Here is a 17961-nt window from a genome sequence, read left to right as displayed (position 1 = left end):
TGGCTCAAACGCCGTTTTTTCCATGTCCACCGAGTCTTGAGCTTTCGATTATTGGCTGTATACTTATACAGTGTTATTGGAGGCGCGATGCGTAAAATCATTCATGTCGATATGGACTGCTTCTTCGCGGCGGTAGAAATGCGCGACGATCCCAGCCTGCGCGATATTCCGTTGGCGATCGGCGGCAGCGCCGACCGACGCGGAGTGATCAGCACCGCCAACTACCCAGCACGCCGCTATGGCGTGCACAGCGCCATGTCGACGGCGATGGCGCTCAAACTGTGCCCACACCTCAAGCTGTTGCCAGGGCGCATGGCAGCGTACAAGGAAGCCTCGCTGCACATTCGCGAAATTTTTGCCCGCTACACCTCGCTGATTGAACCGCTGTCGCTGGACGAAGCCTATCTGGACGTGACCGACTGCACCCAGTGCAACGGTTCGGCGACGCTGATCGCCCAGGAAATCCGCCAGGCGATTGCCGAAGAGCTTAATCTCACGGCCTCTGCGGGCATCGCACCGATCAAGTTCCTCGCCAAAATTGCCTCGGAGCTGAACAAACCGAACGGGCAATACGTCATTACGCCGGCGCAGGTGCCGGCTTTTTTACGGCAACTGCCGCTGAGCAAAATCCCCGGCGTGGGCAAAGTGACCGCCAAACGGTTGGAAGACGTGGGGCTAATCACCTGCGCCGATGTGCAGCAGTACGATCTGGCGCTGCTGCTCAAGCGCTTCGGCAAGTTTGGCCGGGTGCTGTGGGAGCGCTGCCAGGGCATTGATCTGCGTGAGGTTTCGCCGGAGCGGCTGCGTAAATCGGTGGGGGTGGAACGCACGCTGGCGGAAGACATTCATGACTGGGAAGACTGCGAGGCGCTGATTGTCGACAAGCTCTATCCCGAGCTGGAAATGCGGCTGCGCAAGGTGAAACCGGACCTGCATATCGCTCGGCAGGGCGTGAAGCTGAAGTTTCAGGATTTTCAGCAGACCACTCAGGAGCATGTCTGGCCGGTGCTGAATAAAGACGATTTGCTCAACGTGGCGCGGCAGGCATGGCGTGAGCGGCGGGAAGGCCGTGGCGTGCGCTTGGTCGGCTTGCACGTAACGCTGCTGGATCCGCAGCTTGAGCGGCAACTGCTGTTGCCGTGGGAATAAAAAAGGCCGGCGAGAGGTGCGGACTTTCTTTGATGAGCCAAGGATAACGGCCAAGCTACGCTGTAGGTTATTGTCGTGTCCGGAATTACTGCACCACGCCCCAAAAGGGGCTTGGTGCAGTACGAGGAGAAGACTCAATTTTCGACGCTGATTGGGGCTTCTACAGGAATAAAACTGTTGATAATACGCACGTAATGCTTGCGCTGTGCTTCGGTAAAATCATTGTTTACCGCCAACGTAAACACCAACAGTTTGCGAGAATCGGGGTTGAGCTGAGGGTGCCAAGGCAGCGTAATAATGGACGATACCTGCCGGACCCAGCCACCGTCCTCCAGGAATTTATTGGCGGTCTGCAGCACGGGCAGCTTTGCAGGGCCAATTTCATGTTTCAGGTTTTTCCCTTCCACTTCGAATCCCGGCACGGAACGCTTCATTTTTTCCCACTGCTTTTCGCAAAAGTCATCTACGGTCTGATCTGTTTCCAGCGTGGCGCGGTTAATCAGAATGTTGTAGGGGTTATGGTCGTCGTCCATATAACGAAGAATATTAATCGACTGATCTTCTGGATTTTCCAGCGTCACGAAAGTGCCTTCATTAATAGGGTAGGACATTGGTTTTTTGCTCATAAGCGGGTTTCTCTTAATCCTTATTGCTTTGCGTTGATAACGGAATGATCTCGACGCGGCGGTTTTGCGCACGTCCTTTTTGGGTGTCGTTACTGGCCACCGGGCGGGAGTTTCCCGCGCCTTCAACGATGAACTGACTGGCTGACAGGCTGCCGTGTTCAACCAGCCAGTCCCGAATGACCCGGGCTCGCTCGGTTGAAAGCGCCAGGTTGACGGCGGCGGATCCCGTATTGTCTGAATGGCCGATGATGAGGAACATTTGTTCTGGGGCACGAACCATCTTTGGCACTATTTCAGCGAGCATCTTTTCGCTGTCGGGCATCAGGTTACTGCTGCCATTTTCAAACAGCGGGGCGGTGCCACTTAATGTGTACTGGATGACGTCTGAGGCCGGAGTGGGCTCCTTGAGGAGTGCTCGAAACGGTTTTAGCTGGGTCAACGGGGCGTGTATTCCCCCCCAATGTGGCCAGTGGTAATAACTCAATCCGCCCGCCAGGCAAGTGAACAGAATCAGGAGTGCGGTGATTTTCGGCCAACGTCGACGGGCTGGTTTTAATGCAATGATCGTCGGAACAGGCCCGGGGAGAGGCGGTGCTGTTTCCACTCTCGGCGGGAGGGGAATAATAGGCAGCGGAGGCATAGCAATTGAAGCGGAAAGGCCCGGCAGAATACTGTACTTCTCCGCAAGCCAAAGGGACCATGCGCCGTGGCGGGTGAATCCCTGCCCGTGGTCGGCCAGCGTAACGCCGGCGAGATCCAGCTGTGTACTGTCAAACATAGTTTGCAGAACATTCATTATCCGATTTTCAGCAAGCCAGGCTACGAACGTAGAGCCCAGCGCGTGTCGCTGTATGGCGTAAATATCGTTGCCGTCATCGCTGGCATCAAGCTCGTCAATCAGCTCAACAAGGCGGGGTTCCAACTTCAGACCTCCGTAGGGGGGAGCCACCAAACCTCCGGTCCAGATTGCTCGATCGGGATCGTGTGGGTAGCGCTGTTGACTCAGGCGCGTATACAACCCCAGCAAGCAAGGCAGGTGTTCGGGAAGCCGTGTGGAAGAAAAGGCATACTGCCACGCGGTAATTTGTTCAATCATGATCCCGTTGTTTTGAAACCCGTCGGCAAGCAGCGGGAAAAAGGCGAGGGTAGCTATCGAGCTGTGGTTTTCCTTCAAATGCGCGAGTCGTTTAACAAGCGACGTCGCGTGCTCAGCGACAACCCAAACAATCCCACTGTCGTTACTGGTGGAAAGGTCGGATTGGCTAAACCATTTACCGGCAAACGGCCCAATGACATACACCATCAGACGCGGCGAATCCGGAAGCGTATCGTTTTGCGTTCCCCAGAGGGTGGGTTCTGATTTCGCTGACGCTAAGCCGGGACGAACGCGGGAAAAGTAACGGGCACGGGAGGCTGAGCGGAGCGAAACCAAGGCTTCAGTTTGCCCTTCTACCTGAATCAGGAGAGCCAGTAGTTTCCAGGCGTAGCGGAAAATCACTTCGCTGTCGCTATGCAATAAGGCGTCCAACTGATCGGGTAAGGATGGGGCCTCTTTGCTTTCGTTGTAGCCGTAAAAGTAATGCATCAGCGAATAACGTTGCCAGGATAACGAGTTATTCTGTGGGTCGTTGGTGAGACGCCTGTCGAAATAACCGCACAAGGCTTGGCAGAGCGCTTCGCTCTCTGCCTGCAGCTGGTTTTCCGCCAGCAGAGCTTTATTGAGCTGCTCTATCAACGAGGTTAGCTTGAGCTGGAAATCTGCGGCGGAGGGAATGATCCCGTCGAAAGAGAACAGGGTATCGATCCCAATCAGCCTGCAAAAGAAGGTTTCGCTTTTCACCATGCTTTCTCCGTGATCGCACCCCAGCCCGACGTTGTGGACCACGGGCATATCCGTACGACGGTGGGGTGAACCGTACTGGCGGTTTTGAATTCGATTGAAAGGGTCAGTTCGTCATTTGGCGATTTTTCCCGTAACGTCTCAAGCTCCGCGATCCCCAGCGTGCGCTTATACAGCAGGACATTTTGCTCGTTATAAACGCTCAAATGCAGGTCGCTCATATCCGGTTCACTGGTACTGTATTCCGACTTATTCAGCGTGAGGGCTTTCTTGTGGTAGGCGGACTGACGGCTGATCCATTCGTTTTCGTCAGTGGGGACATGGGTGAAAAAGTTCACCAATTCTGGCGCCATTACTTCAGGTAACACCGTGCCATTTTTCAGGTAAATGCCCGCCTGATACTCAAATTGCCTCAGGGTTCGCTGGCTTCCCAGCACGTAAGGGCTCAGACTGGCGGCGTTGTCAGGCTCCAGGCCCAGCAGTGTTCTGACACGATTTTTCGAGATGTTGTCCCTTTCCCACCACGCTTTCTCGACCACACCCTCATCCTTAGCCTGATTGGTATGATCGCCCCAGACCTTGTTGTGCTCTTTACGTTGGTAGTAGTGCCAGAGCAACGGTTTGTGCGGATGGTAGATATCGTATCCGTGCGTGAATGAGCGCACGGCCATGGCGATTTCTTCGCCGGCGAAGAAAATCTGCGGATCGTTAGGGACGGTTTTAACAAAATCACCGCTGGTAAAGATGAACCCGCCTGCGAGGTAGCTGCCGCGCACCGGTGCGCTTGCCTCAAAGGGCGTGGAACTGAACATCGGTATTCCCTGCGGATTGTATTCACGGAAGATTAAACGGCTGACGTAAGCCTTCTTGCTCGCTTCTTCGTCTTCTCCAGGGGAATAAGCGGGGGGATAAGAAGAAATAATGGGTAGCGCTGATTTCGCACGCAGTTGGTGCAGCATGGCGATCATTTCTTCATCCCAGTTGGGGGTAAAGCGGCAATGGGAATCTATCTGCAGGAAATAGCTTTCGTTCTCAAACAGCGTTTCTGCCAGGCTGCGTGCCCAGCAGGCTCCCCTGCTGGCGTAATAATGTACGCTAATAATGTCGATTCGAGCCTGGCGATAGCGATAAGCCAATGCTTCATAGCCAGCGACGGTTCGGCTACCCACAGGTTCCAGCCCGGCTTGTTCGAAAATCTCCAGCTCTTCATCATCCTGCCAACAAATGGCGATATGGAGATTTTCAGGATGAGCAGCGTGCCGCAGCATATCCCGCAGCGTGGGCAATAATTCCGGATCACGATAGCTGGCTATGCTGATAAAAATTGTTGCAGGGTTATTCATATATTCTCGATCCATGAAAAGACTCTATTACTTAATATCAAAAACGATTTCCGCCCTGGCGGAGAAAACTCCGCCGGCAGGGGCGGACTTGTTAGTGGCAATCAACGTAGCGTTCCAGGAAAATTCTGCGGGGCCCTGGCTGGTGATACCGGTTTTTTGTTCTGAGGTACTGCCGTCGACCTTCATCGTTTTACCGGAACTATCGGTGATTCTTATTCCCAGCCGGTCCTTGTTGCCCAGAGCATCTTCTACACGGATATAGGAAGCGTCCGATGAGGGGGTTCCTGTGATAATCGATGCTTTGGCGGAATAGGAGCCATAGTCGCTTTTGCAGGTAATGGCGAAGTCCAGATTGCGGGTGACGCCGCTGCTCAGCAGCGAAGGGGTCACATCGTTAAAGTTGATGATTTTCGCGTTATCGGCAGTGCAGGTCGGTGTGCTGATCACTTTCATTTCGCCGATGGTCAGATTCATGGTGAAAGAGGCAGGATCTGCCGTCATCAGATAGTTGTAAGCAATGGTACCGGGTGGCAGAACGATATCGCCCAAAGGGTTACTCAGGCGCAGATTATCGACGGTTTTAAAAAACTGGATGCGATAGTAAGACTGCGAGGGGATATCGAGAGTACCTATTGTTTCGCCGTTCGGAAATTTAAGGTAGCTGGTTGAAGGAAAGTTACCGAAAGCGGAGCCATTGCTCGCGAGCAATTTAATGCCGATACCTGGAATATTGGTTTGGTAGATTTTTGTCGAGGCGTTTTGGCCAAACAGGTTCAGCGTACGTTTGCCGTATTCCGTACCGGTGATACATTCATCGTAGCCAATGTCCCGCCCCGCCGCCGGGCTATCGTACTGAGCGATAGGTGTTGAGGTATCTACTGGCGCATCGGCGGCAATATGAATCACTTGTGAAGGAATAGCCAGCGGGGTTGGCGCGCCGCGGGCAAGTGTACAGACAGCCTCAGCACCTGGCGACAGAATGAGCGCTGAGAGCATAATGAGAGAGATCCTTAACATCATTATTCCTTCTCTTGATTCATCAGTGCGATAATTTCAGGGGGGTACATTTTTAAGAGGTCGGCAAAGTTTTTACCGATGCTGTCCTCGGCGTACTTCAGCATCTGAATTAATGGGCTGCTGGGTTCGGTCATGGCAAACCAACTGCGAACTTCCTGCAGGCGGTGTAACGCGTCTGCGCGGCTGCCAATACCGCGGCGCGTTTCTGGCGCTGCACATATCGCTGCTGTAGGGAGAGAGAGGTTGGCGTTCTCAGTGGCGACAGGCGTTTCAGCGGCGGGTGCAGGTAAGGCGTCTTGCTCGGCGTACGCTTGGGGGATAGTCTCCTGCAAGATTTCAGCTTCCGCGGGCAGTTCACTGCCAAACTCGCGGGTGAATAGCCCCAGAATATTATCCAGCCCATCAAGTTCGGGCGCGTCATGTACCAGCGTTTCTGCGAGCGTTTTCTTGATCTGCAGTACGAAGTGAGATGCTTGCGTCAACGGGCGAAGACCTTCGCGTGCGCTGATGTGCCATTCATGGATCAGTGCAGCGACGGCGGTGTCAGAGAGTGCCCCTTCCTCACGTGGAACCTGATGAGCCTTCTCAAATTCTTTGATGGTGATTTGCAGCCCGGAAGCTTTGGGCAGCGACTGGTTTCGCAAGTCTGCCAGCAGGCCCGTAGCGTCTTCCAGCTCGGCAAAGGCATTGGCGCGCAGAATGGGGGCAAACTCTCCCTCGTCCAGAAGCTGCGGATGGAGGTCGTCCGGCCAGGCGTGAAGCAAGGCATGCAGAGCTTCGGTGCCTTCCGACAGGGCCAGGAGGCCAATCTTGCGTAACCGGCAGCGTATCAGGATGATTATCAGCCTGATATCCTTGCTTTTTTTCAGCAGGGCGAGGCATTCACGCTCGGTTTCCGCCCAGTTAATCGGCTCAGCGGCCTCAAAAAAACTGCCGTACTCAACACCCAGCTTGGGCTGAAGCTTGGATTGCAGCATGATGAAAGCGGGATCATAGTCGAGGCTCTCGCCGCACGGGGCGTTCCCCTCGATGGGTTGCATAAGGTGTTGGTAATAATCTGAACAAGTCAGGTTGTATCTCTGATTCATAACGACTTCTTTTTCATCCATGAGTGGCGGCCTCATCGTCCCGAAGGGAGCCGCTAGCGGTGATACATTTCTGGTTCGAAACTCATGCCGAAGACTGGCGTATCGCATGTGTTTCGCTCAAGCCAAGAGGCGTAACCCAACTGATGGCTGCCATCCAGCGTGGCTTGCGGGACCTGATTGGCGGCCAGCACCAGCTGTACGTCCCATGCGTATTCAAAACCAATAAAGCTGCGCACCAGTTCGCGCAGCACCGACAAGTCACTGCCCCAGGGACTGAACAGTGTGTATTGGGCTAGCGTCAAGGGGCCCATCAGCAATTTGAATTTGTATTGTCTGTCCTGCACCGTGTTACCGAGAATGGCTCCGTCGCCCAATAGCGTGGCGTAGCGATCGTCGCCGAGTACGGTTTGATCTTTGCCTTCAAGAAAAATCCATTGCAGCTCAAACTCCTCCATGCGAACAGGCACTTCGAAGTAATACTGCATTGCGCCCAGTAAACCGTCCGGGTTGCGGGCTTCGCGAATAAGGTGTGCTGAAGAGGCCAGTCGGGTATGAATCGGAAGCGGTCCAGAGGGCAGTTCGGCAGGATCAAGTCCTACCAGACTGCCGACATAAAACGAGAAACGCTCATCGTCTTTGCGGTCCAGTGAGGCCGTGTCCTGCGATAAAAACCAGGCGCGATAAAACAGGCTGAGGGCTCGGTGGTGAAATATATCCACAAAGTCTATAAGAGTTTTATCGTGCTGCTCGTAGCGGGAGTAGGCCAATTCGGAAAGATGAAGCGGCATTGCGCCTTGAGCACCCCAAACGCCTAAGCCAAACAGCTGGAGCTTGATTTTTTCGTCCTGCTGGCTAATGGCGGAGATCTCACGCGGTGAGAACGCCATGCTGGCAACCTGTCCAAGCCGGAAGCTTTCCTGCGAAGGCAGCGTGGCCTTACCCGGCGGAGGTGAGTCTGGCGTGTGTGCGGCAATGGCCCGCATGATACTGATAAAACCGGCTTCCCAGGGCTTACTTTCATCGTACCAGTTGTCCAGACCCGCCGGAGACGTCGGTTGCAGGGATGCGTCGAAGTCATTCATAGTACGCCTCGCCTTCCTGGCCGTGCTTTCCAGCGTGCGATTAAGCCACGCTGCATTGAATGCAGTTCAGTTTCCGTAAAGATGTTTATGGCGGCGTGGCGTGCCAGATAGTTTTCCATTATCAGGCCAAAGAGGTAGGGGCTAACCCCGGAAAATCCCTCTTCATCTACGGTTAAGCTGCAGCACACCCCCCGTCCATAAACCAGCAACCCCTCATCTGACAATCGGCGCACTACCGGCTCGGTTTTGCACCCTACCAGGCTGTTAATCTGTGCTACCGAATCCAAATCGGCCGCGGTAGTGAAAAGCCGCAGCATGTTACGTAGCGACTCGCCGCCCTGAGCATGGTCCATGTCGGAGAGAGGCAGGTAGTTAAAGCTGAGCTGGCGTATCAGGCGCCAGGCAGACTCGCCCACGGCGAAGGGGGAACGTGGGGTACTGGGTGAACTTACAAACCGGGCTCCGTGAATGGGGACGGAATCTGACATGGTGAGATCAAAGCTGCCCGTGCTGGTTAGCAAACGGGGTAAATCACGATTGGTTACCGTCGCCTCAACCAGCAGGTAGCGAATTTGCTCCCCATAGGGTGCCTCTTGTTGGTCGACCAATGAGATAAAAATTTCGGTACCGCTGTAAGGTGTACGGGTGTCGTATTTGCGGCTGGTACTTTCTTTTGCCCTGACTTCGCGTTTTACGGAGAAGTAGCGTCCGAAATTCCCGTTGTCGCTGTGTCGGGTCTGATAAAGCGGATTAAATGTCAGCTCTTCGCTGGTTTCCGCCTGTAGGCCAAGCACTTTATTAACGGAAAAAATCTCGTAATCGAGCGGACGACTGCGGTCTGGAACAATATGAAAGTTGTTCAGCGCCCGGTTGACCTCGATTCGGTCTACCCGTTTCGGGAACAGGTTTATCACCGGCGTGCAAAAGAGCAAAAAGCGTGAACTATCCACATGTGAGATTAAATCCTGCGGCAGCCTGTTCAGCAGAATAATGAGTTCAACTTCGTTAGAGTCATTTCCTTCCAGTGCTGTGGCCAACTGGGTGATAGTGAAAAAGTAAAACCTTTCACGACAGGAAATATACTCCTGGATGAGTGTGTGGCCATGGAACATATTCCATTGCAAGGGAAGAAGGCTTTGGTCAGGATCCATGCCTTCAAATTTAAGAGGCTGATTATTGATAACATGGTACTGCGGTTTCTCTCTGTCTCCGCTGCGAATTACCATTGCAACATGGCTACCGTGCAGTAATTCAAAGGTGTGAGAAACGACACGCTCGTCGCCATGAATGTAAAAAGGCAGTTCATTCAAACCTTTTAACTCTGAAAAAACCAGATCGCCCTGCAATTTGAGTTTAATTCGCAGGGCACCTTTCAACTGATGATGCTTGAGGCGATAGTTTTCCAGGTTAGGAATATCTGGCGGTACGGATGTGAGTCTGACTTCTGCGATCTCCAGCGGCCAGAGTGTAACATTCTGGTTATTCCTGAATTCACAACGGGTCATTTCGCCAGGCAGGATTCGGCTATAGAAAGCGCTTTGCGTAGGAATTTTATAGCCATGCGTTAAGTCCCCTTCACTTAAATTCGGTTTCAACTGGACGACGCCCATAGAAGGCGTCGGTGAGTTATAGTTTGGATAGATAATATCCAGTAACCGCTGGGTGAATTTAGGGAATTCGGCATCAAGTTTGATCTGCGTCCTGGCAGATAAAAAGCAAAATGCCTCAATTAAGCGCTCCACGTAAGGGTCTGCAATCTCAATACCGTGCATCCCCAGGCGCCCTGCGATTTTAGGATGTCGCTCGGCAAATTCTTGCGCCATTTCCCTGACGAATGTCAGTTCCCGGTTGTAGTAGTCTAGGAAGTTGTGTTCCACTTGGCATCCTGTCAATTATAATGGCGAAAAGAGATTTTTTGTAGATCCGGAGATAAACACTCAGAATCAAGATAAACATATCTCCCTGGTGTCTACTGAGCTGACCTCTCATCTTTAACGGTAGCAATTTTATAAAGTAAAAAAAAATTTACGACGAGATTATTAATTCAAGTTGCAGTTTTAAGAATACCTCTCGGGCATAATTCTTAAAATATCAGATTCCCCCCCCATTCTCTTAAGAATATCTACCGGGCTCAATTCTCAAAATTTGGTGTGTGTTGAATTGATGGGTTTTATTTCCATTTTTGTTAATTACAATGGTTCGAAAGCAACGTTCCGTCATGCAAGTCATATTGCAACACGGCTTCCTGTTCTACTGTGTAAAAAGTGGATGGGCTGATAACAACAATTGAATTAAAACAGAGTGAGTTTTATCGTGGCGATAACCAGAAAAAACCTATTCGGTAAGCTGAACACTATCTTATTTAAAAGCGTGGAGAGCGCGACTACGTTGTGCAAACTACGTGGTAACCCGTACGTTGAGCTGGTGCACTGGTTAAATCAAATATATCAACAGCAAGATAGCGATATTAAGCACATTATCCGGCATTTTGAAGTGGATGCTGAAATGCTGGAGCGTGATTTCGCTCAGGCGTTAACTCGCCTGCCTGCAGGGGCGAGCTCTATCTCCGATTTCTCATACCACATTGAACTGGCTATTGAGCGTTCATGGGTTTTTGCCAGCCTGGAGTGCCACAATAATTGCATCCGCAGCGGCCATTTACTGATTGCACTGCTCACGACTATGGAGCTACGCCGTGCGCTGTTTGCCATTTCCTCGGTGTTCGAAAAAATTCCGCTGGAGCATTTGAGTAAAGATCTCGGCTATATCATTCGTGACTCGGCCGAAGAAAGCGATTTAGCCGGGGGGGCGGTTATTCCTGGTGAAGCCGGTGTTCCTGGCGAAGCCAGTAACTCAATGGGATCAACGCAGGGCGGCGGTCTGTCGCAGTATTCGACGGATCTGACAGCACTGGCGCGTGAAGGGAAAATTGACCCGGTTCTGGGGCGCGATAAAGAGATAAACACGATGGTGGATATCCTGCTGCGTCGCCGCCAGAACAATCCGTTGCTGACCGGGGAAGCCGGAGTGGGTAAGACCGCTGTGGTGGAAGGACTGGCGCTGGCGATCGCCGCCCGCGAAGTTCCCCCGTCGCTTGAGAACGTTCGCCTGCTGACGCTTGATGTGGTTGCGCTCTCCGCGGGCGCCAGCATGAAAGGCGAATTTGAGGCGCGTTTAAAAGCGGTGCTTGAAGAAGCCGTCAATTCTGCTGAACCGGTGATTCTCTTTATCGATGAAGTCCATACGTTGGTCGGTGCGGGTGGCAACGCCGGAACAGGCGATGCTGCCAACCTGATGAAACCCATGTTGGCGCGCGGTCAACTGCGTACGATTGGTGCGACTACGTGGAGCGAGTTCAAACGCCACATTGAAAAAGATCCTGCTCTGACGCGACGTTTCCAGGTACTGCAAGTAGAAGAACCTTCCGAAGAGCTGGCTATCGCTATGCTGCGCGGTTTGTTGCCGGTGCTGGAGAAGCATCACGGCGTCTGGATCATGGATGAGGCGATTCGTGCAGCGGTGCGTCTTTCCCATCGTTATATTCCCGCTCGTCAGTTGCCCGATAAGGCCATCAGCCTGCTGGATACTGCCTGCGCAAGGGTTGCCGTTGCACAGCATGCGCCGCCGGCGGAACTGCAGATGCTGAAATTCCTCAGTCAGTCAGCGCAGGCAGAGCTTTCGCTACTCGAAAAAGCGATCGGTTTCGGCAAAGAAGACAGCAAACGCATTGAGTCTATTCAGAACGCTATCGACGATCATGCGGAAGAGGCGAAGCTTCTTGATCGCCGCTGGGTGCAGGAATGCGAACTGGTTGCCAACATTGTCGATACGCGCCAACAGCTTTTGGCCGTCACGGCGGAAGGCTCAGCGGTCTACGAAACGGAAAAAGTCCAGTATTTACAGGCACGCTTGAATGAACTGGAAGTCACACTGAGCGAAATGCGCGGCGAGCAGCCGCTGGTCCAGGCAGAAGTCAATGCCAGCGTGGTCGCTTCTATTGTGGCGAATTGGACGGGGATCCCGGTAGGACAAGTATTGAAGGATGACGTTAGCGCTGTGATGGAGTTGCCGCAGCGCCTCTCGGAACGAGTGATTGGCCAACAATATGCGTTGACCTGCCTGAGCCAGAGCATTCAAACGGCGCGCGCTGGGCTTGCTGACCCGCAAAAACCCTTTGGCGTATTTATGCTGGTGGGGCCATCTGGCGTAGGGAAAACAGAAACGGCGCTGGCGATCGCTAGCCAGCTTTATGGCGGCGAGCAGAACCTTATCACCATTAATATGAGTGAATATCAGGAAGCGCATACGATTTCTTCGCTAAAAGGTTCCCCGCCGGGCTATGTGGGTTATGGGGAAGGCGGCGTATTAACCGAAGCGGTTCGCCGTAAACCCTATAGCGTCATTTTGCTCGATGAAGTGGAAAAAGCACATTCGGATGTGCATGAGCTGTTCTTCCAGGTATTCGATAAAGGATCAATGGAAGACGGTGAAGGCCGCCAGATTGATTTCCGTAATACTGTTATTTTACTTACGAGTAATACGGGTAGCGAAATCATCAGCAACACCTGTGCCGATCCGGACTCGATGCCGAATGAAGAAGGTTTACTGACGTTGTTGCAGCCGGCATTACTGAAAGTGTTCCCGGCAGCCTTCTTGGGGCGCGTTACGGTCATACCTTATTTGCCGCTGGCAACGACCTCGCTGGAGCATATTGTCAATATTCACCTTAAGCGCATCGCTGAACGTGCCAGAGCGCATTACAGTATCGCGCTGACCTTCAGTGCGGAACTGGTACAGCACATAGTTAACCAATGCCCGGTCGCTGAAACTGGAGCAAGGATGCTGATCCGTTTCATTGAAAAAAACATTCTGCCCAAAATTGGTACTGCCGTTTTAAACATGGCGGGCGATTCCAAGTCTGAAAATGAAAAAATAGCGATGAATGTCAATTATTCACAAGAGAAGGGGATTGATATTGTGATGCAAATGGAGGGTGTGCCGACGGAATAATTTAAATCAGGATGGTATGAGAACGATATATCAATCGTTAAATTTATTTGGATAATATAAATATAGGGAATTATTAAATGCATAAAGTAAAATTAACATTGTGCGCTATGGCGCTGGCCGCTGCATCCACTTCCGCACTGGCTGCGAACGAAGTAACCCAGGGTACTGTCACTTTTAACGGCGAACTGATTAGTAGTACCTGCTCCATTGTCAGCGACTCCGTTAACCGCCAGGTTCAACTGCCAAAAATTGCCATTCAGACCCTTAACGCTGCCGGTACCAGTGCCGGTTCCAAAGGTTTCGATCTGAATGTTGAACTATGCCCGGAAGGCATTACTAAAGTTGCCGCGCATTTTGAAGCGATTAGCAGCAGCGGTGTGGATAGCACCACCGGTAACCTGACCAACCAATATTCGGGTACTAGCACCAAAGCGACAAACGTTCAGGTTCGTCTGTACGACTCGAACGAGAAGCAGTTGAAGCTGGGTGAAACCGGCGTGGCGGCGAATGTCGTCAGCGGTAAAGCCACTATGCGCTACTACGGTGGTTATTACGCAACGGCGGCTACCACTGCTGGCCTGGTTTATGCCCAAGCGCGTTATACCTTGGCTTATCCGTAATAAACCAGCCTGTTAGGTTGAAACCGGGGGGCGAATTTTCGCCCCTTATTAAGAAACGTTCCTGTTTACCTTTTATCAGATGGGATGGACACGTGCAGGGTAGTGCTATGAAATATCAACGTAAAATATTTTCAAAATTAACTAATGCTCTTGTCTTTCTGGCTTTAACGAGCCAGATGGCTTTTGCCGGCATGACAATTTCCGGTACCCGTATTATTTTTCCGGGCGCTGAGCGTGAGCACACCGTTAGAACTACCAACAAGGGAAATATGCCCTTGCTGGCGCAGGTTTGGGTCGACGACGGCAGTGCGAATGATGATATTAATAGCATAAAAGTTCCGTTTACCGTCACGCCACCTGTTTATCGCGTTGAACCAGGAAAGGGGCAAAGCATACGTCTTATTTATAACGGTATGACCCTGCCACAGGACCGAGAGTCGGTATTTTGGTTTAATTTACTGGAAATTCCGCCGATGAAAGAAACGGCGAAAGAAACCGATCATCTTGAACTGGCTTTCAGAACGCGGATTAAAATTTTCTACCGGCCTACGGTGCTAAAAAGTAGCAGCACACAGGAGGTTGAAAAAATGCATTGGGAAATTATTTCTCCGGCTAAAGGCATTAAGGTAACCAACCCTACGCCGTATTACTTCTCGTTCGATTCGGCATCAATAATCTCCAATGGTGTTAAATACCCTCTGGATGTTGATATGATTCCGCCGTTTGGGAGCAAAGACTTCTTACTGGAAAGTAAAGGTAATGCACCGGCTGCCGTGAGCAGCGTGAATGTTAACATTATTAGTGATTATGGTAGTGTGGTTGAATATAAGTTGACCGCTTCGTCAGGCAAGGAATTAACAATAAAACAGTAGAATTATAATAATTTTAGATTATCCGTTCGGGCTAGGATGGCTGTTTTATGTGGAGCCTGGAATCCACGCATTGTGTTCAGGGAGACATGGAAGTGAAACCGAGAGAAATAAAAAAATATGCACGACGAGCGATATGTGTATCTAAGATAGCGTATGCAGTCCGTCATATCCTTATTACTTCTTTAGGGATTGGTTTTTCTGTGTTTGCTCAGAACAATGCTGGGCATTTTCCTGTAGGTACTGAAAGTGAAACTCGTTCTGAAAATGTGAAATTTAATGGCGCATTCATTCATGGCCTTAGCGTTGATGTCACGCAATATTATCAAGAAAACCCGGTTCCCGTCGGTGAATATGCAGTCTCTGTCTCTGTGAATGGTGAAAACCGGGGGCAGCGTAAAGTGGTGTTCACGTCGGTTGAAGGGCGAATTAGTGCCCAACCCTGTTTTAATCAACAAGAACTGATCCGCCTGGGCATTAAGACTGCGGCCGAACCGGTGTCGAAGGTAGCCGATAAAAGCGGCTCCGAAGAAAAAGCTCAGTGCGCCATGATTGATCGGTGGATTAGCGGCGCGAAAGCCAATTATGTGTCCGGGGATTTTCATCTCGATCTGGTGGTGCCCCAGGCGTATCTGGTGCAGTACCCGCGGGGTTATACCGATCCGAGTTCCTGGGATTCAGGCATTACTGCGGGGCTGTTGGACTATAACTCTAACTTCTATGTTCAGCAGGCATCCGATAGCTTCAGCGGTAATGACGGCCACTCCGTCAGTGGCAATTTAGGATTGTTGGCGGGCCTGAACTTTTACGACTGGCGTTTGCGCAAGCGACTCAATACGAACTGGAGCAGCGATGCTTCGGCGCATACTCAGTCTCAGTTCACCTATCTTCAGCGAGAAGTGCCAGTGTTGAAAAGCCAGTTGACGCTTGGCGACAGTACGACCAGCGGTGATCTGTTCGACAGTCTGACCGTTCGGGGCATTCAACTGCAGTCCGATGATCGAATGCTGCCGGATGGGTTGCGATACTACACGCCCTTGGTGCGCGGCATAGCTGAAAGTAACGCGAAAGTGCAGATTATCCAGCGTGGCCTGACCTTATATGAAACTACGGTGCCGCCAGGACCTTTTGAAATCAGTGATATTGGCGCCATGGGTTACGGCGGCGATCTACAGGTCACGGTAACCGAGGCTGATGGCCGTCAGAGAACTCAGGTGGTTCCTTTCTCGGCCCCACCTATGCTGCTGCATGATGGCGTGGCCCGTTTTGGCCTAACCGTAGGCAAACTGCAGGATGATTCGCTATTAGAAAAACCGGGGATGGCACAAGGTTTTTATCAGTACGGCATCGGCAATATGTATACGTTGTATGGTGGCGGCCAGCTTTCTGACAATTATGTTGCGTTGGGGCTAGGGCATGCATTTAACACGCCATTGGGCGGCGTGTCGATGGACGTTACCCGTGCACGCAGTGACCTGGGAAGTGGCAAAGTTGCTTCTGGTAACAGTTTCAATGTTGGGTTCAGCAAATATGTGGAGTCTACGGCAACCGACATCACTTTGGCTGCCTACCGATATTCATCGAGTGGCTTTTACAGTCTGAGAGATGCAGCGCTGGATCGCTATGGGGAAAAGAACGATCGCTATATGGCGGATTATCGTACCCGGCAGCGATTCACCCTCAGCGTGGGCCAGCCACTGTGGCACGGCGGAAGGATAAATTTGTCCGGAAATTTTTACAATTACTGGGATGGTCGCTCGCCTACCAGCCAGTACATGCTTTCGTATAATAAATCCGAGCGTTATTTTTCTTGGGGAGTTTCGGCTTCACGGTCATACAACAGCGGCGGGCATGATGTGGATAGCGTGATGTTTTCCGTCAGCGTTCCCTTGGGACAACGCAGCATTGTTGATAAACCCGCATTTAGCTCGCTTTATTCTTCCGTTTCTCACGACAGCAGCGGTACCAACTCGATTCAGGCAAACGCCATTGGTAGTCAGGGGGATCAAAATGAGCTGAACTACGGCGTCGGGACCTCGGTTTCCAGCGCGAAGAATGATGCTTCCCAAGCGGCCTTTAACGGCAACCTGAACTATAACTCCCCGGTGGGGCAATTTGGGTCCACTGCTTCGGTTGGGAATAAATCACGTCAGCTTTCGTTCTCGGCGAACGGTAGCCTGGTGGCGCACGGCGGCGGGATAACTGCTGGCCCACGTTTGGGTGATTATCCGTTTGCGCTGGTGAACGCGCCGGGTGCTGAAGGTGCCAGAATGCTTAACGGATATGGTTCAAGGATTGATGCCAACGGTTATGCCATCGTGCCCTCCCTGACGCCCTATCGCGAGAATACCGTTGCGGTGAACACCCAGGGGCTTCCGGATACGGTTGATGTATTGGAAAGTGAAAGTACCGTTATTCCTCGTATGGGGGCGGCAGTGAAAGTCGATGTTAAAACGATGGTTGGCGACCCCGTAGTATTAATTGTACGTGATAAACAAGGTAAACCTTTGCCAATTGGCGCCGATATGGCTGATGAAAACAACAACAGTCTCGGCATTATTGGGCAGGGGGGGATGGCATTTGTTCGCGGCTGGCAAGCAGGGAAGAATAATCTGTATGTTAAAAATACATCCGGCAAACGCCTTTGTACCATTTATTCTGATGGCAACATTGTCCATAAAATTAATAGCACTTTAGGCGCAATTACTCAGGTGGAGGTTCTATGTCATTAATCATTACGACTACACCGGGCATTAAGCTTTTCCGTATTTCTCTATATACGACATTAATTGCTGGGCAACTGTTATTTTCGGCAAATGCTTGCTTGACGGATTGTTCAATAAATGTATATTTTACTGGTAAATATACGGACGAAACATGCAATGTAGTAATTAATAACGCCAGCAGTAATGAAGTGGTTAATTTGCCGCGAGTGGCGGTGGAATCTCTCAATAAAAATGGCAATGAAGCAGGAAGCATGCCCTTTTATATTACATTGAAGGACTGCCCTGCCAGTCGGACGGTGACGGTATTTTTTAACAGTAGCGTTACTGGTGCAGATGCAGAAACCGGTAATTTAATAAATGATAAAGGTACGCTGCTCAGTCGTAACGTACAAATCAGGCTACGAAAAGAAAATGACTCACCGGTTATTATTAACAATGCTGCGTCAGGGCAGGAGTATCTTATCCCCTCTACTGGCGAACCATTGAGTCACAGATTTACAACGAGCTATTATGCAAAGGGGGACTCAGCCGTTACTGCAGGAAAAGTTCATGCAGTAGCAGGGGTTGAGCTTGTTTATAAATAATAGAGGG

Annotated in this window: 12 protein-coding genes and 1 pseudogene; 6 read left to right on the top strand and 7 right to left on the bottom strand. The window is 51.4% G+C overall.

The genetic code is table 11. The features are described 5' to 3' along the window. Positions 1–87 precede the first annotated feature (87 nt). Positions 88–1149 carry a DNA polymerase IV gene (gene dinB, locus SPL01S_RS20795; protein ID WP_063202582.1) on the top strand — a complete coding sequence of 354 codons (1062 nt, stop codon included), beginning with the start codon at positions 88–90 and terminating at the stop codon, positions 1147–1149. Between the two features lie 134 nt (positions 1150–1283). Here the strand turns inward: dinB and SPL01S_RS20790 are convergent, their stop codons facing one another. Genes SPL01S_RS20790 through tssF form a run of 7 tightly spaced genes read right to left on the bottom strand, consistent with a single transcriptional unit; the run spans position 1284 to position 10022 of the window. Then, positions 1284–1775, bottom strand: coding sequence for a DcrB-related protein (locus tag SPL01S_RS20790; RefSeq protein WP_063202579.1), 492 nt, complete (start codon positions 1773–1775; stop codon positions 1284–1286). A 13-nt stretch (positions 1776–1788) separates the two neighbouring features. After that, complete coding sequence (locus SPL01S_RS20785) at positions 1789–3618, bottom strand: OmpA family protein (RefSeq protein WP_063202577.1); 1830 nt, start codon at positions 3616–3618, stop codon at positions 1789–1791. Continuing rightward, the gene (locus SPL01S_RS20780; protein WP_063202574.1) at positions 3612–4958 is read right to left on the bottom strand and encodes a GlcNAc-transferase family protein; all 1347 of its coding nucleotides are present in this window, start codon (positions 4956–4958) and stop codon (positions 3612–3614) included. The genes SPL01S_RS20785 and SPL01S_RS20780 overlap by 7 nt, the downstream gene beginning before the upstream one ends. Positions 4959–4985: 27 nt before the next feature. Continuing rightward, on the bottom strand, positions 4986–5978 hold the full coding sequence (locus SPL01S_RS20775; protein ID WP_073972088.1) for a fimbrial protein: 993 nt from the start codon (positions 5976–5978) through the stop codon (positions 4986–4988). Next, a complete protein-coding gene (locus SPL01S_RS20770; RefSeq protein WP_063202666.1) occupies positions 5978–7063 on the bottom strand; it encodes a type VI secretion system protein TssA in 1086 nt (361 codons plus the stop codon). The genes SPL01S_RS20775 and SPL01S_RS20770 overlap by 1 nt, the downstream gene beginning before the upstream one ends. 53 nt (positions 7064–7116) lie before the next feature. Further along, a complete protein-coding gene (tssG, locus tag SPL01S_RS20765) occupies positions 7117–8145 on the bottom strand; it encodes a type VI secretion system baseplate subunit TssG (protein WP_062789721.1) in 1029 nt (342 codons plus the stop codon). Beyond that, positions 8142–10022, bottom strand: a complete 1881-nt coding sequence (gene tssF, locus SPL01S_RS20760; RefSeq protein WP_062789723.1) for a type VI secretion system baseplate subunit TssF — start codon at positions 10020–10022, stop codon at positions 8142–8144. Before tssF ends, tssG begins: the two co-directional genes overlap by 4 nt. Before the next feature lie 436 nt (positions 10023–10458). On the opposite strand from tssF, the pseudogene tssH reads away from it, so the two are divergent. The 5 genes and pseudogenes from tssH to SPL01S_RS24855 form a co-directional block, all read left to right on the top strand. Then, positions 10459–13041 (top strand): annotated as a pseudogene (tssH, locus tag SPL01S_RS20755) (type VI secretion system ATPase TssH); the annotation flags it as partial. A gap of 191 nt (positions 13042–13232) precedes the next feature. Beyond that, the gene (locus tag SPL01S_RS20750; protein ID WP_063202571.1) at positions 13233–13775 is read left to right on the top strand and encodes a fimbrial protein; all 543 of its coding nucleotides are present in this window, start codon (positions 13233–13235) and stop codon (positions 13773–13775) included. 125 nt (positions 13776–13900) lie between these two features. Next, entirely contained in the window at positions 13901–14647 is a 747-nt protein-coding gene (locus SPL01S_RS20745; RefSeq protein WP_445776071.1) for a fimbria/pilus periplasmic chaperone, read from the top strand. Positions 14648–14733: 86 nt separating this feature from the next. Then, positions 14734–17376 carry a fimbria/pilus outer membrane usher protein gene (locus SPL01S_RS20740; protein ID WP_232246033.1) on the top strand — a complete coding sequence of 881 codons (2643 nt, stop codon included), beginning with the start codon at positions 14734–14736 and terminating at the stop codon, positions 17374–17376. Then, positions 17367–17954 carry a fimbrial protein gene (locus SPL01S_RS24855; protein ID WP_081113177.1) on the top strand — a complete coding sequence of 196 codons (588 nt, stop codon included), beginning with the start codon at positions 17367–17369 and terminating at the stop codon, positions 17952–17954. The genes SPL01S_RS20740 and SPL01S_RS24855 overlap by 10 nt, the downstream gene beginning before the upstream one ends. The last annotated feature ends 7 nt before the right edge of the window (positions 17955–17961 follow it).

The organism is Serratia plymuthica NBRC 102599 (assembly GCF_001590925.1).
GTDB classification, from domain to species: domain Bacteria; phylum Pseudomonadota; class Gammaproteobacteria; order Enterobacterales; family Enterobacteriaceae; genus Serratia; species Serratia plymuthica.
Note: the sequence above shows the minus strand (reverse complement) of the source record. Positions and strands in the feature narration are given on the sequence as shown.

What these genes read in the sequence shown, in the direction of transcription:
- dinB (WP_063202582.1), top strand. Translation starts at nt 88, where the DNA reads ATGCGTAAAATCATTCATGTCGATATGGACTGCTTCTTCGCGGCGGTA.
- SPL01S_RS24855 (WP_081113177.1), top strand. Translation starts at nt 17,367, where the DNA reads ATGTCATTAATCATTACGACTACACCGGGCATTAAGCTTTTCCGTATT.
- tssG (WP_062789721.1), bottom strand. Translation starts at nt 8,145, where the DNA reads ATGAATGACTTCGACGCATCCCTGCAACCGACGTCTCCGGCGGGTCTG.
- SPL01S_RS20785 (WP_063202577.1), bottom strand. Translation starts at nt 3,618, where the DNA reads ATGGTGAAAAGCGAAACCTTCTTTTGCAGGCTGATTGGGATCGATACC.
- SPL01S_RS20775 (WP_073972088.1), bottom strand. Translation starts at nt 5,978, where the DNA reads ATGATGTTAAGGATCTCTCTCATTATGCTCTCAGCGCTCATTCTGTCG.
- SPL01S_RS20790 (WP_063202579.1), bottom strand. Translation starts at nt 1,775, where the DNA reads ATGAGCAAAAAACCAATGTCCTACCCTATTAATGAAGGCACTTTCGTG.
- SPL01S_RS20740 (WP_232246033.1), top strand. Translation starts at nt 14,734, where the DNA reads ATGGAAGTGAAACCGAGAGAAATAAAAAAATATGCACGACGAGCGATA.
- SPL01S_RS20780 (WP_063202574.1), bottom strand. Translation starts at nt 4,958, where the DNA reads ATGAATAACCCTGCAACAATTTTTATCAGCATAGCCAGCTATCGTGAT.
- SPL01S_RS20770 (WP_063202666.1), bottom strand. Translation starts at nt 7,063, where the DNA reads ATGAATCAGAGATACAACCTGACTTGTTCAGATTATTACCAACACCTT.
- SPL01S_RS20750 (WP_063202571.1), top strand. Translation starts at nt 13,233, where the DNA reads ATGCATAAAGTAAAATTAACATTGTGCGCTATGGCGCTGGCCGCTGCA.